This window comes from Lactococcus garvieae, from assembly GCF_016027715.1.
In the GTDB taxonomy this organism is placed as follows: domain Bacteria; phylum Bacillota; class Bacilli; order Lactobacillales; family Streptococcaceae; genus Lactococcus; species Lactococcus garvieae_A.
In genome coordinates, this window is the sequence record NZ_CP065691.1 from 165,412 (window position 1) to 180,222 (window position 14,811).

General features: G+C 38.6%; 13 protein-coding genes. All 13 read left to right on the plus strand.

Annotation, left to right across the window (positions count from 1 at the left end; translation table 11 throughout):
* The first annotated feature begins 58 nt into the window (after positions 1-58).
* Complete coding sequence (locus tag I6G50_RS00975) at positions 59-1,159, plus strand: YdcF family protein (protein ID WP_197908899.1); 1,101 nt, start codon at positions 59-61, stop codon at positions 1,157-1,159.
* A gap of 80 nt (positions 1,160-1,239) precedes the next feature.
* Positions 1,240-2,247: a competence protein CoiA gene (locus I6G50_RS00980; RefSeq protein ID WP_197908900.1), complete on the plus strand. Its 1,008-nt coding sequence runs from the start codon at positions 1,240-1,242 to the stop codon at positions 2,245-2,247.
* On the plus strand, positions 2,228-4,030 hold the full coding sequence (pepF, locus tag I6G50_RS00985) for an oligoendopeptidase F (RefSeq protein WP_197908901.1): 1,803 nt from the start codon (positions 2,228-2,230) through the stop codon (positions 4,028-4,030). The genes I6G50_RS00980 and pepF overlap by 20 nt, the downstream gene beginning before the upstream one ends.
* Positions 4,030-4,731: an O-methyltransferase gene (locus I6G50_RS00990; RefSeq protein WP_197908902.1), complete on the plus strand. Its 702-nt coding sequence runs from the start codon at positions 4,030-4,032 to the stop codon at positions 4,729-4,731. Before pepF ends, I6G50_RS00990 begins: the two co-directional genes overlap by 1 nt.
* A gap of 80 nt (positions 4,732-4,811) precedes the next feature.
* Positions 4,812-5,717, plus strand: a complete 906-nt coding sequence (locus I6G50_RS00995; protein WP_081165004.1) for a peptidyl-prolyl cis-trans isomerase — start codon at positions 4,812-4,814, stop codon at positions 5,715-5,717.
* Positions 5,718-5,970: 253 nt separating this feature from the next.
* Complete coding sequence (alaS, locus tag I6G50_RS01000) at positions 5,971-8,589, plus strand: alanine--tRNA ligase (protein ID WP_197908903.1); 2,619 nt, start codon at positions 5,971-5,973, stop codon at positions 8,587-8,589.
* Positions 8,590-8,729: 140 nt separating this feature from the next.
* On the plus strand, positions 8,730-9,197 hold the full coding sequence (smpB, locus tag I6G50_RS01005) for an SsrA-binding protein SmpB (protein ID WP_003134995.1): 468 nt from the start codon (positions 8,730-8,732) through the stop codon (positions 9,195-9,197).
* A 206-nt stretch (positions 9,198-9,403) separates the two neighbouring features.
* Positions 9,404-10,291, plus strand: a complete 888-nt coding sequence (locus I6G50_RS01010) for a PstS family phosphate ABC transporter substrate-binding protein (RefSeq protein WP_003134993.1) — start codon at positions 9,404-9,406, stop codon at positions 10,289-10,291.
* Between the two features lie 242 nt (positions 10,292-10,533).
* Complete coding sequence (locus tag I6G50_RS01015) at positions 10,534-11,385, plus strand: phosphate ABC transporter substrate-binding protein (RefSeq protein ID WP_003134991.1); 852 nt, start codon at positions 10,534-10,536, stop codon at positions 11,383-11,385.
* Positions 11,386-11,400: 15 nt separating this feature from the next.
* Positions 11,401-12,324 (plus strand): phosphate ABC transporter permease subunit PstC, encoded by a 924-nt coding sequence (gene pstC / locus I6G50_RS01020; RefSeq protein WP_081164993.1) that lies wholly within the window; start codon positions 11,401-11,403, stop codon positions 12,322-12,324.
* Positions 12,324-13,211, plus strand: coding sequence for a phosphate ABC transporter permease PstA (pstA, locus tag I6G50_RS01025; RefSeq protein ID WP_003134986.1), 888 nt, complete (start codon positions 12,324-12,326; stop codon positions 13,209-13,211). The genes pstC and pstA overlap by 1 nt, the downstream gene beginning before the upstream one ends.
* Before the next feature lie 18 nt (positions 13,212-13,229).
* Positions 13,230-14,033 carry a phosphate ABC transporter ATP-binding protein PstB gene (gene pstB / locus I6G50_RS01030; RefSeq protein ID WP_003134985.1) on the plus strand — a complete coding sequence of 268 codons (804 nt, stop codon included), beginning with the start codon at positions 13,230-13,232 and terminating at the stop codon, positions 14,031-14,033.
* A 13-nt stretch (positions 14,034-14,046) separates the two neighbouring features.
* On the plus strand, positions 14,047-14,808 hold the full coding sequence (gene pstB / locus I6G50_RS01035; RefSeq protein WP_003134983.1) for a phosphate ABC transporter ATP-binding protein PstB: 762 nt from the start codon (positions 14,047-14,049) through the stop codon (positions 14,806-14,808).
* Positions 14,809-14,811: the final 3 nt, after the last annotated feature.

The window sequence follows — 14,811 nt, forward strand, 5'->3', positions numbered from 1 at the left end:
CCTGATATTAAAAGAGAAATCCGCTTTCGTAAGCGGATTTTTATGTTAAAATAATATTATGGAAACACCTTTTATTATTATATTCTCGGTAATCAGTTTTTTTGCTTTGATACCCACTGTTATTTTTTATACAAAGTCACATCGTATGAAAGATTTGAGAACACTTCGCTTAGGACGCTTAACCATTGGTTTTTTAGCCAGTATTTTTGTCTTGTTTAACGGTATTATGGGGATTATTTTCTCTGCTAATTATAACTATCACAGTAATGTTATTTTAGTGATATTAGCTATCGAACTCGCTATCTTTCTGATTCCAACTTTTATGATTAGTTTTGTCGTGCCTATTAGTATAGTTGTTCTGACTATTAAAATGTGGCGACGAGAAACTCACAGTTTAGCAAACCTCATTTTACCTGCTATTATGTTTGTTTTCTTCTTGGTGGACTGGCTCTATATCCGCGTAGCAAACTTGTCTGAGGGTTGGGTTTGGTTACAACTTTTGAGTTATACTTATCCAGTTCTAGCAATTTATCTCGTTTGGCAATTTATTGTTTTCTTTTTTGCCAGCTGGACCTATGGTCGCCGTTTTCGTAAGAAGTCTGCTAAATATCATGTTGTCTTAGGCTCGGGTCTCATTAATGGTCGAGAAGTAAGCCCACTATTAGCAAACAGAATCCGTGCGGGAATTGCTGTAGCCTCTCCTGAAACCATTTTGGTTTTTTCAGGTGGGCAGGGGGCTGATGAACAAATTCCTGAAGCTGTTGCTATGCAAAAATATGCTGTTGAGAAGCTTGGCTTTCCGGAAGAACGGACATTGATTGAAGATCAATCAAGAACAACCTTTGAAAATTTAAAATTCTCATCGTCCTTGATTGAAAAGATTGAAGATAAAGCTAATGAGGAGTTTCTCTTTTTCTCTTCTGATTATCACGTTTTTCGAGCAGCACTCTTTGCCGCTCAGCAAGGACTCAATGCACAAGGAGGCATTGGGGGTAAAACACCGATGTATTTTCGACTTCCAGCATTTATCCGTGAATTTATTGCAGTAATGAATAGTCAACGACGAAAACATATTTTCTGGGTAGGCTTAATTACAGGTATCTTTATTGCTTTCTCTTTGTTTATCTTGTTTATGGAGCACATTGTATTTAAGCGTTAAAATATGTTAGAAAAAAGCTCAATTTTTTGAGCTTTTTTAGTTAGAAGTGATAGTTAATAATATTTTTCGTACTAGATGATATGTTAGTAGCTTTAGATGAACAAGGAAAAGCAATCAATATATTAGAAAAGCCCGATTTGCAAGGAGCTTTCTATTGTCCTGCTTGTAAATCACCCTTACGTTTGAAACGGGGAACCATAAAAACGCCACACTTTGCTCATGTCTCTCTCGAGGGGTGTGATTCATGGAGTGAACATGAATCGGCCCAGCATTTAGAACTAAAGCTAAATTTGTATCAGTGGTTTTCGCAAAAGGAAAAGGTCGAAATCGAAAAATATCTTCCTGAAATTCAACAAACAGCAGATTTATTAGTCAATGATCGATTGGTGATTGAGGTGCAGTGTTCCTCTCTTTCATTACAGCGCTTAGTCGAAAGAACGGAGAATTATCGTAAGGCGGGGTACTTTGTTCTATGGCTTCAAGGCAGGGATTTATGGCTTAAAAACTCATTGACTAGCTTGCAAAAAAATTTGCTCTACTATTCCGAAGACTATGGCTTTTATTTTTGGGAACTTGATTTAGATAACCAAAAGATACGTTTGAAGTCACTCATTCATCAAGACTTGCAAGGAAGGATGATTTACCTGACTGAGGAATTTGATTTGTTGCGTGGAGATATTATTGAAATTCTCCGTCTGCCTTTTAAAGCACAAAAGAAATTGAATATAAAAGTTCCCAAAAACGAGAAAATGAGATCCTTTATCCAAAAACAACTGTATCATCGTACTCCAAAATGGCTTAAGATACAAGAAAAATATTATCAAGTAGGTAAAAACTTATTGATGGAGGACTGGAATAAAAATTACTGGAGTCCGCCTGGTTTGAATTTATTAACATACAGTTTTGAGAAAGACGTAAAAGAGACCTTTTGTCAAATCGAAACTTCCTTAGTGGACTACTACCAAAATTTTTATGAAAATTTTGAAGCGGAAGGAATAGAAATCCTGCACGCCCCGTGCTTCTATGCTATAATTAAGGGTAAAAATAAAAAAGAAGATGGGGAGCGAAATGGCAAAAAAACGAGATGAAATAGCTGAAAGTTTAACCTGGGATTTAACAACAATATTTAAAAATGATGAAGCATGGGAAGCGGAACTAGCAGAGCTCCAAGAAAAATTAGAATCAGTGGAGCAGTATGAAGGCCATCTTCTAGATAGCGCGCATAATTTATTAGAAATTACTGAGGCAGAGCTGGAACTTTCACAAGCGGTTGAAAAAGTCTACGTTTATGCCTCCATGAAACATGACCAAGATACACAAGTAAGTCTTTACCAAGAATATGAGGCTAAAGCAACTAATTTATATGCGAAATTTAGTGAAAGATTTGCTTTTTATGAACCAGAATTTTTAGAGCTTACTCAAAAAGATTATGAAAAATTCTTGGAAGAAGAACCAAAACTTAAGCAATATGCGCATATGTTTGAGCGTCTATTTGCCAAAAAAGCCCATGTTTTAACCCAAAAAGAGGAAAAACTCCTGGCATCTGCGGGAGAAATTTTTGGGGCAGCTGCGGACACCTTTGAAATTTTTGACAATGCCGATATTAATCTTCCTGTGGTTAAGGATGACAAAGAAGAGATTCAATTGACGCATGGCAACTATATTTCGCTTATGGAAAGCAAGGACCGCAAGGTTCGTAAGGCAGCTTACCAAGCGCTTTACAGTAATTATGAACAATATCAGCATACCTATGCTAAAACACTTCAAACAAATGTAAAAGTTCATAATTTCATGGCTAAAGCACGGGGGTACAGTTCAGCACGTCAAGCAGCTCTCTCAAATAATTTTATTCCAGAAAAAGTTTACGACAAACTTTTAGAAGCTGTAAATAAACATTTGCCCCTTTTACATCGTTATATGCGTCTTCGTGAACAGATTCTTGGTTTGGAAGGGGATTTGAAGATGTATGATGTCTATACCCCTTTATCTAATCTTGATTATAAATTTAATTATGAAGCTGCTGTTCAGAAAGCCCAAGAAGTTCTCGGTGTCTATGGTACAGAATACTCCGTTCGGGTAAAAAAAGCATTTGATGAGCGATGGATAGATGTTGAGGAAAATATAGGTAAACGGTCAGGGGCTTATTCTGGTGGATCTTATGATACAAATGCCTTCATGCTCTTGAATTGGCAGGAAACGCTCGATGATTTATTTACGCTCGTCCATGAAATGGGACACAGTATGCACTCGACCTTTACGCGAGAAAATCAACCTTACGCCTATGGAGATTATCCAATATTCCTTGCAGAGATTGCTTCAACTACAAATGAAAATCTATTGACAGAAAGTCTGCTCGCTGAAACTGAAGACGAAAAAGAGCGATTTGCGATTCTTAACCATTGGCTTGATGGGTTCCGTGGTACGGTCTTTCGCCAAAGTCAGTTTGCAGAGTTTGAGCATGATATACATAAGGCGGATCAAGAAGGAACAGTCTTAACCAGCGAATTTATGAATAACCTGTATGCTAAGCTCAATGAAAAATATTATGGTTTATCTGCTAAAGATAATCCAGAAATTCAATACGAATGGGCACGTATTCCTCACTTCTACTACAATTATTATGTTTTCCAATATGCAACAGGATTTGCAGCTGCAAGTTATCTTGCGGAAAACATTCTTCATAATGGCGAAAGCGCGCGAGAAAAATACTTAAACTACCTTAAAGCAGGTTCGAGTGATTATCCGCTTGCTGTAATTGCTAAGGCTGGAGTTGATATGGAAGGTAGTGAATATTTGGATTCAGCCTTTGCTGTTTTTGAAAAACGTTTGAGTGAACTTGAAAAGTTAGTAGAAAAAGGAGTCCATTTATAATGGTTTTAACATATAAGAGAACAAGTAATCCAATGATGAATCGTCCTGTCGTAAAAGAAGAGATTGTTGAATTTATGCGTGAACGTCAAACACAGATTACCGGGCCACTAAAAGATGTCGAAAGTTTTGCTCATGAAAATAATATTCCGATAATTCCGCATGAAACAGTTGTGTATTTTCAATTGCTTTTGGATATGATGAAACCCAAAAGAATTCTCGAAGTAGGCACAGCGATTGGTTTTTCAGCATTGATGATGGCAGAAGCAGCACCTGATGCAGAAATAATCACCATTGATCGCAACCCTGAAATGATTGCCTTAGCCAGAGAAAATCTCGCCATATATGACCGTAACAAGCAAATTACTCTCTTGGAAGGAGATGCAGCAGATCTTTTAGCAGATTTGCGAGGCGAATTTGACTTTATTTTTATGGATTCAGCTAAGTCTAAGTATGTCGAATTTTTACCGAGAGCAATGGAATTACTTTCTGAAAATGGGGTCATCATCATGGATGATATTTTTCAAGGGGGCGAAATTCTTATCCCTATTATGGAAATTAAACGGACACAACGTGCTTTAGAGCGTGGACTTCGTCGTCTTTTTGATGAAGTTTTAGATAATCCAAAATATCGCGCCAGTATGGTTCCGCTCGGCGATGGAATCTTGATGATTAAAAAAGGAAAAAGTACCGAAGTGGTTTAGGTTTATTTAATGTTTTGTGTTATAATAATGTTACAACAACTAAATGTATCAAGGGATTATACCCGCACAAGGAGAAAACTTTGAAATTTAAAAAACTGAATATTTTGCTTGCAACAGTTGTTGCAGCTGTAGGACTTATTACATTATCAGCATGTGGAAATAATAATTCGACAGGTGCTAATATCATCACTATGAAGGGTGATACAATTAATGTTAATGATTTCTATAAGCAGGCAAAAGAATTCCCAGGTATGCCAGCAACATCTCTTTTACAAAATTTGACTATGTCAAAAATGTTTGAAAAAGACTTTGGGGATAAAGTTTCGGATAAAGATGTTCAAGCGAAGTTTGATGAGACTAAAAAACAAATGGGTGACCAGTTTGCAGCAGCCTTGCAACAACAAGGTTTCACTGAAAGCAGCTATAAATCTTACGTCCGTCTTCAACTTTTGCAAGAATATGCCATTGAGAAAAAAATCTCTGATACACAATATACAGATGCTAACTTAAAAGCAGCTTGGGCAGACTTCCATCCAGAAGTCGAAGCAATTGTTGTACCTGAAACAACTAAAGATGCAGCAACTAAGGCTAGAAAATCGGCTAAAGAAGATGCAGCTAAGTTTGAAAAAGACAACGCCAGCAACAAACAAAAATTTGATTCAACAAGCACTACTGTTCCTTCAGAAGTACAGACAGCTGCCTTCAAGTTGAAAAATGGTGAAGTTTCAGATGTAATCGAGTCAACAAATACTTCTACTGGAGCGACAAGCTACTATGTTGTTAAGATGATTAAAACATCGGATAAAGGTTCAGATATGAACAAATATAAAGATCAACTTAAAAACGTGATTAAAACACAGAAAATGGCTGATACTACTTATGTTGCCGGTGTAATTGGAGAATATCTTAAAGCACACAATGTGACTGTTAAAGAGGAAGCCTTCTCTTCAATCTTCTCACAATTCACATCAAGTTCATCTAAATAAAAAACAAATTAAATGACCTTACAGAGAGTCGGTATAGGGTGAAAGCCGATAGGTCAATGTGCTGAAAATCTTTTGATTTTCATATAGCAGGGCAAGCTGCTTTACCAAGCAAAATAGAGACGATGTATTCATCGTGAATGAGGGTGGTACCGCGTAAGTGACGCCCCTCGTTTACGATGGATTTTTTGTTTTGACATTGTGTGAAATTTCACATAAAAATATAAACGTAAATTATTTTATTAGGAGAGTAATTATGAAAAAAATGACTTCTACAGAAGTACGCCAAATGTTCCTTGATTTCTTCCAAGCAAAGGGCCACTCTATTGAACCATCACAATCTTTGGTTCCTGTTAATGACCCAACTTTGCTTTGGATCAACTCAGGTGTTGCTACTTTGAAACAATACTTTGATGGATCCGTTGTACCTGAAAATCCACGTATTACAAATGCTCAAAAATCAATTCGGACAAATGATATTGAAAACGTTGGTAAAACAGCACGCCATCATACAATGTTTGAAATGTTAGGAAACTTCTCAATTGGAGATTATTTCCGCAAAGAAGCTTTAGCTTATGCTTGGGAAATGCTTACAAGCAGTGAATATTTTGACTTTCCAGCAGAAAAACTTTATATCACTTACTACCCAGATGACAAAGATACATTTAATCGTTGGGTAGAACTGGGTGTAGATGCAAGCCATTTAGTACCAATTGAAGATAACTTCTGGGAAATTGGGGCTGGTCCTTCAGGTCCTGATACGGAAATCTTCTTCGACCGTGGTGAAGCATATGATCCAGAGAATATTGGTCTAAAACTTTTAGCAGAAGATATTGAGAACGATCGTTATATTGAAATTTATAATATCGTTTTGTCTCAATTTAATGCTGATCCTGCTATTCCACGCAGTGAATACAAAGAATTGCCACAAAAAAATATTGATACGGGAATGGGTCTTGAACGTATGGTTTGTATCATCCAAGGTGGTAAAACAAACTTTGATACAGATCTCTTCCTGCCGATTATTCGCGAGATTGAACGTATTTCTGGAAAAACTTATGATCCAGATGGCGATAACATGAGCTTTAAAGTTATTGCTGACCATATTCGTGCGCTTAGTTTTGCTATTGGCGATGGTGCTTTGCCTGGAAATGAAGGACGTGGTTATGTACTTCGTCGCCTTCTCCGCCGTGCTGTTATGCATGGTAAGAAGTTGGGTATCGAAGGTAAGTTCTTAGCTCAATTTGTACCTGTTGTAGGTAAAATCATGGAATCTTACTATCCTGAAGTACTTGAGAAACAAGACTTCATCATGCAAATCGTTGACCGTGAAGAGGAAGCATTTGGTCGTACAATTGATGGAGGAAGCAAACTTCTTGATGAATTACTTGCTAAACTTAAAGAAGAAGGCAAAACAATGCTTGAAGGTCAAGATATCTTCCGCCTCTATGACACATATGGCTTCCCAGTGGAATTAACTGAAGAATTAGCAGAAGATGCAGGCTTCAAGATTGACCATGAAGGCTTCCAAGCAGCGATGAAAGAGCAACAAGATCGTGCACGTGCTGCTGTCGTCAAAGGGGGCTCAATGGGCGCTCAAAATGAAACACTTCAATCAATTAAAGAAGAGTCTGAGTTCCTTTATGAAGTTGAAAAATATGATGCTAAATTACTGGTGGCTGTTAAAGATGATGAAAAAGTAGATACAGTTATCGGTGAAGCACAATTAATCTTTGATAAAACACCATTTTATGCTGAAATGGGTGGTCAAGTTTCTGACCATGGTGTGATTAAAAATGCCGCTGGAAAAGTTGTAGCTGAGGTTAATGACGTCCAACATGCTCCAAATGGTCAAAACTTGCATATGGTTGATATTCTTTCAACTCTTGTGGTTGGTGAAACTTATACACTTGAAATTGATACTGAGCGTCGTCAAGGCATAGTTAAAAATCACACTGCTACTCACTTGCTTCACGCAGCATTGCACAATATTGTCGGAGAACATGCGCTTCAAGCAGGATCTCTTAATGAAGTAGAATTCCTCCGCTTTGACTTTACACACTTTGCACAAGTAAGTAAAGAAGAGTTAGCAGCGATTGAGCGTCAAGTGAACGAAGTTATCTGGCAATCATTGGCTGTTGAAACTGTTGAAACAGATATCGATACCGCTAAAGAAATGGGTGCGATGGCCCTCTTTGGTGAAAAATACGGGAAAAATGTACGTGTCGTTACGATTGGGGATTACTCTGTTGAACTTTGTGGTGGAACACATGCGGCAACAACTAGCGAAATCGGTCTTTTCAAGATTATTAAAGAAGAAGGTATCGGTTCAGGGGTTCGTCGTATCGTTGCTGTAACAGGCCAAAAAGCTTATGAAGCCTTCAAAGATGCTGAAAACACATTGAGTGAAGTTGCTGCAGTTGTAAAAGCACCACAAGCATCACAAGTTGTCGCTAAAGTAACAGCAATCCAAGAAGAACTCAAAGCTGCTCAAAAAGAAAATGATGCTTTAGCAGGTAAATTGGCTGCTAGTCAATCTGAAGAAGTATTCCAAAATGTACTTAAAGCAGGCGATGTAAGCTTTATCGCAAGTGAAGTAGCAGTACCAGATGTCAATGGTTTGCGTAATCTTGCGGATATCTGGAAACAAAAAGACCTGTCAGATGTTCTTGTACTTGTTGCTAAGATCGGGGAAAAAGTTAGTCTTCTTGTAGCAAGCAAAAATTCAGAAGTTAAAGCAGGAAACTTGATTAAAGAGCTTGCTCCTTACATCGATGGACGTGGTGGCGGAAAACCTGACATGGCAATGGCTGGAGGTTCAAATGCAGCGGGTATTCCTGAACTCATCGAAAATGTAGGATCAAAATTATCTTAAGGATATAACAAAAACGTGGCCCTTTCTTGAAGTTAAAAAGAAAGTCGTTGTTAAGAAAAAGAGCCTCTCAAGGCTCTTTTTCTTAACGAATGTTGAGGAAGATTAGAAGTTTATCTCAGGGGATATGATATAATTAAAATATGGTAAAAAATACAGCAGACAAGCCGCTAGCGCAAAACAAAAAAGCACGGCATGACTATGAAATATTTGAAACTTTTGAAGCAGGAATTGTACTCACAGGTACAGAAATCAAATCCATTCGGCAATCAAAAATACAACTTAAAGATGGCTTTGCACGGGTAAGAGATGGCGAAGTCTGGCTTTCAAATGTGCACATTGCTCCTTTTGAGCAAGGGAATATTTTTAATGTGGACGAATTACGTACACGTAAACTGCTTCTTAATAAAAAAGAGATTATCAAGATAGAGAAGGAACTGACGGGTACAGGGGTTACTTTTATTCCTTTAAAAGTTTATCTTAAAAATGGTTTTGCTAAAGTCTTGATGGGTCTTGCCCGTGGTAAAAAACAATACGATAAACGTGAGACGCTAAAACGTAAAGAACAGAACCGTGATATTGCACGCCAACTTAAAGCCTATAATCGTTAAAAAAAAGTCAGAGTACCAGTACTTCTGGCTTTTTATTATAGTCTGTAACTGGTAAAAGTTAGCTTAAATAAAAAGACGACTCATTTACCAAGCGTTTACTTAGTATTTACCAAGCATTTACATTTATGAGCTTTATTCAATGTTAAGATAGTTATGTAAGCAAAAGGGCTTACACGGAACTCAAAAAAATTATTGGAGAAAATCTCATGAATAAAAAGTTACTTTCTGGAATTATCGCTGGTGCGGCTCTTTTAACTCTTGCAGCTTGTGGCAATGGCAGCACATCATCAAATAGCTCAGACTCATCAGCTACTTCAGGCAAAATCATTGCGGGTGGTTCGACAGCTTTACAGCCAATGGCACAGCAAGCTTCAACAGACTACACAGCTAAAAAACCAGAAGTTCAAATTACTGTACAAGGTGGTGGATCAGGCGTAGGTTTGACTCAGGTCTCAGCAGGAACCTTCCAAATTGGTAATTCCGACATCTTTGCAGAAGAAAAATCAGGCATTGATGCTTCAAAATTGAACGACCATAAAGTAGCTGTTGTTGGTTTTGCTCCAATCATAAATAAAGATATCAACGTAAAAAATCTATCAACACAGCAGTTGACAGATGTCTTCACAGGCAAAGTTACAAACTGGAAAGAAGTTGGCGGTCCAGATGAAAAAATCACAGTAATTGGACGTGCAGCTGGATCAGGAACGCGTGTTAACTTTGATAACTTAGCTCTAGGGGGCGCAACAGAAGTTGACGGTCCAACTCAAGATGCTTCAGGAACAGTAGTCACTATGGTCGGGCAAACACCAGGAGCAATTTCTTACGTTGCTTTCTCTTACCTCGATAAGAGCAAAGACATCAAGCCCGTGAGTATTGACAATGTAGAACCAACGGATGAAAATGTTGCAGATAACAGCTACAAAGTATGGTCATATGAGCATATGTACACGAACAAAGATAAAGAAACAGCAGCTGAGAAAGATTTTATCAAATATGTAACTGAAGATACAAAAACAATCAAGGACCTTGGCTACATTCCAGTTTCAGATATGAAAGTAGAACGTGACGCACAAGGTAAAATTACCAATAAATAAACTGTAAAAAGTTCGTTTGAGCAAAACCTTAAAATTTTCTTTTCATACATTTAATCTTCTTGTTTTGCTGCTTTGCATCTTATTCTTTATTGATAATTTGCCCTTCTTGATGACGACGGTGAGGACAAGAGTACTTGAGCAATGCTCTCAGGTGCTCTCTTTGCCGTTCTATTTACAAACTATTTACATTGTAAGCGTCAAGCTTTTAGTAATTTAGGCTGGGTTTATGCTAAAATAAAGGTATGAAAAAGAAAATTTTAATGGCTTTATTTGCAGCGATGAGTCTTGTGACTTTAGCGGCATGCGGGCCGAACTCAAATCAAGTCACCGTGGGTGGCTCAACAGCTCTCAAACCCTTGGTAGAACAAATTTCTTTGGACTATATGAAAAAATATCCAGAAGATATTATTATGGTTCAAGGTGGTGGATCTGGTGTCGGTCTTGCACAAGTAGTTGCTGGATCTTTCCAAATTGGTAATTCAGATATTTTTGCGGAAGAAAAATCAGGCATTGATGCGTCTAAAATTACGGGGAATAAAGTTGCTACCATTGGTTTTGCTCCCATCGTAAACAAAGAACTTGATTTGTCAGGTGTGACTCAAGCTCAGCTTATTGATATTTTCACTGGTAAAATTAAAAACTGGAAAGAAGTGGGCGGTCCGGATCAAGAAATTACTGTAATCGGACGCACATCAGGGTCAGGTACACGTGTTAACTTTGATAACTTTGCTTTGAATGGCGCACGAGAAATTGATGGACCCACACAAGATGCTTCCGGATCAGTCGTACAATTGGTTGGTCAAACCCCAGGTGCGATTTCTTACGTTTCTTTCTCTTATATGCACAAGCCAGGTGTGAAACCTCTCAGCTTAGATGGTGTACAACCTTCCGATGAGAATGTAACAACGAATACATGGAAAGTTTGGTCTTATGAACACATGTATACCAACAATAAAAACGAAAATGTTGTAGAAAATCGTTTTATCAGTTACGTAAAAAATGATACGGCTACTCTTAAGAAACTCGGTTATATTCCTATTTCAGAAATGAAAGTAGATCGCGATTACAAAGGTAACGTTACACCGATTAAATAATTTAGTAAGGTAATTATGGAAAACTCAAAAATTAAAGAAAAATTACTTTCAAGCTCGAAAGACTCGCGCTTGGAAAAATTTGGTAGGACATTGACGTTCCTATGTATCGCAATTATCGTCTTTGTCGTTGGACTTATTCTGGTCTTTGTCGCTCAAAAAGGTCTATCAACTTTCTTTGTTGATGGTGTTAACCCTTTCCGCTTCCTCTTTGGCACACATTGGGAACCGGGTGCTATTGGCCCTGACGGTAAACCGGCAGTTGGAGCTTTGCCAATGTTTACAGGATCATTGATTGTTACGGTACTTTCAGCATTGGTAGCGACACCTTTTGCTATTGGTGCAGGAATCTATATGACAGAAATTTCACCAAAGTATGGTGCCAAAATTTTGCAACCTGTTATTGAACTTTTAGTAGGGATTCCTTCGGTTGTTTATGGTTTTATTGGTTTAACAGTTGTTGTTCCAATCATCCGTAATACATTTGGGGGGACAGGACTAGGATTGTTAGCTGGTGTCTTTGTACTCTTTGTTATGATTCTTCCTACTGTTACTTCAATGACTGTAGATGCCCTTAAAGCAATTCCGCCTCACTATCGTGAAGCTTCTCTCGGTTTAGGAGCCACACGCTGGCAAACTATCTGGCGTGTGCTTCTTCGTGCAGCAGCACCAGGTATCTTGACTGCTGTAATCTTTGGTATGGCTCGCGCCTTTGGTGAAGCTTTGGCTATCCAAATGGTTGTAGGTAATGCCGTAACTATGCCGCAAGACCTTGTTTCACCTGCTTCAACATTGACTTCTATTTTGACATCAGGTATTCCAAATGCGACACCAGGTATCCAACTGAACGCACTTTGGTCTCTTGGACTCCTCCTTCTCATTATGTCATTGGTTTTCAACATCGCTATGCGCGCTATTGCTAAGAAAGGAAGTCTTAAATAATGAATGCTAAACGCACAGATAAAATTGCCACAGGCGTTCTTTACGCCCTTTCAGGCATCATCGTTGCTATCCTTGCATTTCTCTTGATTTATATTTTGATTAAGGGTTTGCCTTATGTATCTTGGGAATTCTTGACAACACCTTCTAATCCCTTGACAGGTGGCGGTATTGCGATTCAACTCTTTAACTCTGTTTACTTGTTAGTTGTAACGCTCATCATTTCTATCCCCCTCTCACTTGGTGCAGGAATCTATCTTTCAGAATATGCCAATCAAAAACACTGGTTGACAGGAGCAGTTCGTTCAGCTATTGAAGTGCTCTCATCTCTTCCTTCAATCGTTGTTGGTCTCTTCGGGATGTTGCTCTTTGTTATCCAGTTTGGGCTTGGCTTTTCTGTCTTGTCAGGTGCACTTGCACTTACAGTCTTCAATCTTCCTTTGATGACGCGTAACGTCGAAGAATCACTCCGTGCTATTCCAACAATGCAACGTGAAGGTGGCTTAGCACTTGGCCTATCAAAATGGGAAACAGCAACAAAGGTAATCTTGCCAGCTGCAGTACCCGGTATCCTGACAGGGGTTATCCTGTCTTCTGGACGTGTTTTTGGTGAAGCCGCAGCTTTGATCTATACTGCTGGTCAAACCAACTTGCCGATCAACTGGGCAAACTGGAACCCTATGTCATTGACAAGTCCCTTGTCCCTTTTCCGTCCAGCGGAAACCTTGGCCGTACATATCTGGGCTTTAAATACAGAAGGAACAATTTCAACTGCAACACAGATTTCTGCGGGAGCTTCTGCAGTATTGATTATCTTTGTTCTCCTCTTTAACCTTGGGGCACGTTTCCTTGGAAACCGTCTCCACAAAAAACTCACATCTGGAAATTAGTAAGGAATATAGAAAAATATGGCAACTTATGATTGGAACGAACGTCACATTTTGACTTTCGATAAAGACATCGCTCTTTCAACAAACGATTTGCGGGTTTTCTATAACGGCACCAAAGAAGCAATTCATGGAGTCTCTATGCAATTTCCTAAAAATCAGGTTACAGCTCTCATCGGGCCTTCTGGTTCAGGTAAGTCTACTTATCTCCGTGCGCTTAATCGTATGAATGATACGATTGATGGTGCCCGAGTTACAGGTGAGATTATGTATGAAGGCGTGAATATCAGTGACCCTAAAGTAAATGTTTACGAAGTTCGTAAACAAATCGGTATGGTTTTCCAAAGACCAAATCCCTTCCCTAAGTCAATCTATGAAAATATTGCTTTCATCCATCGTCGTGAAGGAATAAAAGATAAGAAAAAACTTGATGAAATTGTTGAAAAGTCACTCAAGCAAGCAGCGCTCTGGGATCAAGTCAAAGACAACCTTAACAAGTCAGCCTTGGCTCTCTCTGGAGGACAAGCACAACGTCTTTGTATCGCACGTGCGCTCTCTGTTAAACCAGAAATCATCTTGATGGATGAGCCTGCATCAGCTTTGGATCCTATTTCAACAATGCAAATCGAAGAAACAATGACAGAGTTGAAAAAAGACTATACGATTATCATCGTAACGCACAATATGCAACAAGCCAGTCGTGTCTCTGACTATACAGCTTTCTTCTATTCAGGTGACTTGATTGAATACGATGAAACAAGTAAAATCTTCACACAGCCAAATCTTAAAGCAACAGAAGATTATGTTTCAGGACACTTTGGATAATCGAGAGGACAATATGACAAAAGAAGCAATTTTAACAGTCAGCGACCTTTCGCTGTATTATAGTAAGAAAAAAGCGCTCAATCAAATCAATATGGAATTTTATCCAAATGAAATCACAGCGCTTATCGGCCCTTCTGGATGTGGGAAGTCAACGCTGCTGCGTTCTATTAACCGCATGAATGATTTGATCCCGACAGTAACGATTACTGGGGCAATCATGTACAAAGGACACAATATATATAGCCCTAAAGTAGATACAGTAGACCTTCGTAAAGAAATCGGTATGGTTTTCCAACAACCGAACCCTTTTCCATTCTCCATCTATGAGAATGTTGTATATGGTTTACGTTTAAAAGGTGTTAAAGATAAAGCCCTCTTAGATGAAGTTGTAGAAAATTCACTTAAAGCTGCAAATATCTGGGATGAAGTGAAAGACATCCTCCACACCTCAGCACTTGGTCTATCTGGTGGACAGCAACAACGTGTGTGTATCGCTCGTGTTCTCGCTGTTAATCCTAAAATTATCTTGCTGGATGAGCCAACCTCTGCCCTGGACCCAATCTCTGCAGGACACGTTGAAGAAACACTCCTGGAATTAAAGAAAGACTATACCTTGGCTATTGTAACTCATAGTATGCAACAAGCTTCGCGTATCTCAGACCGTACAGCTTTCATGCTCAACGGCGACTTGGTTGAAATGGACAACACGAAAAAAATCTTCCTTAATCCTGAAAAACAGGAAACAGAAGATTACATTGCTGGTAAGTTCGGATAATAT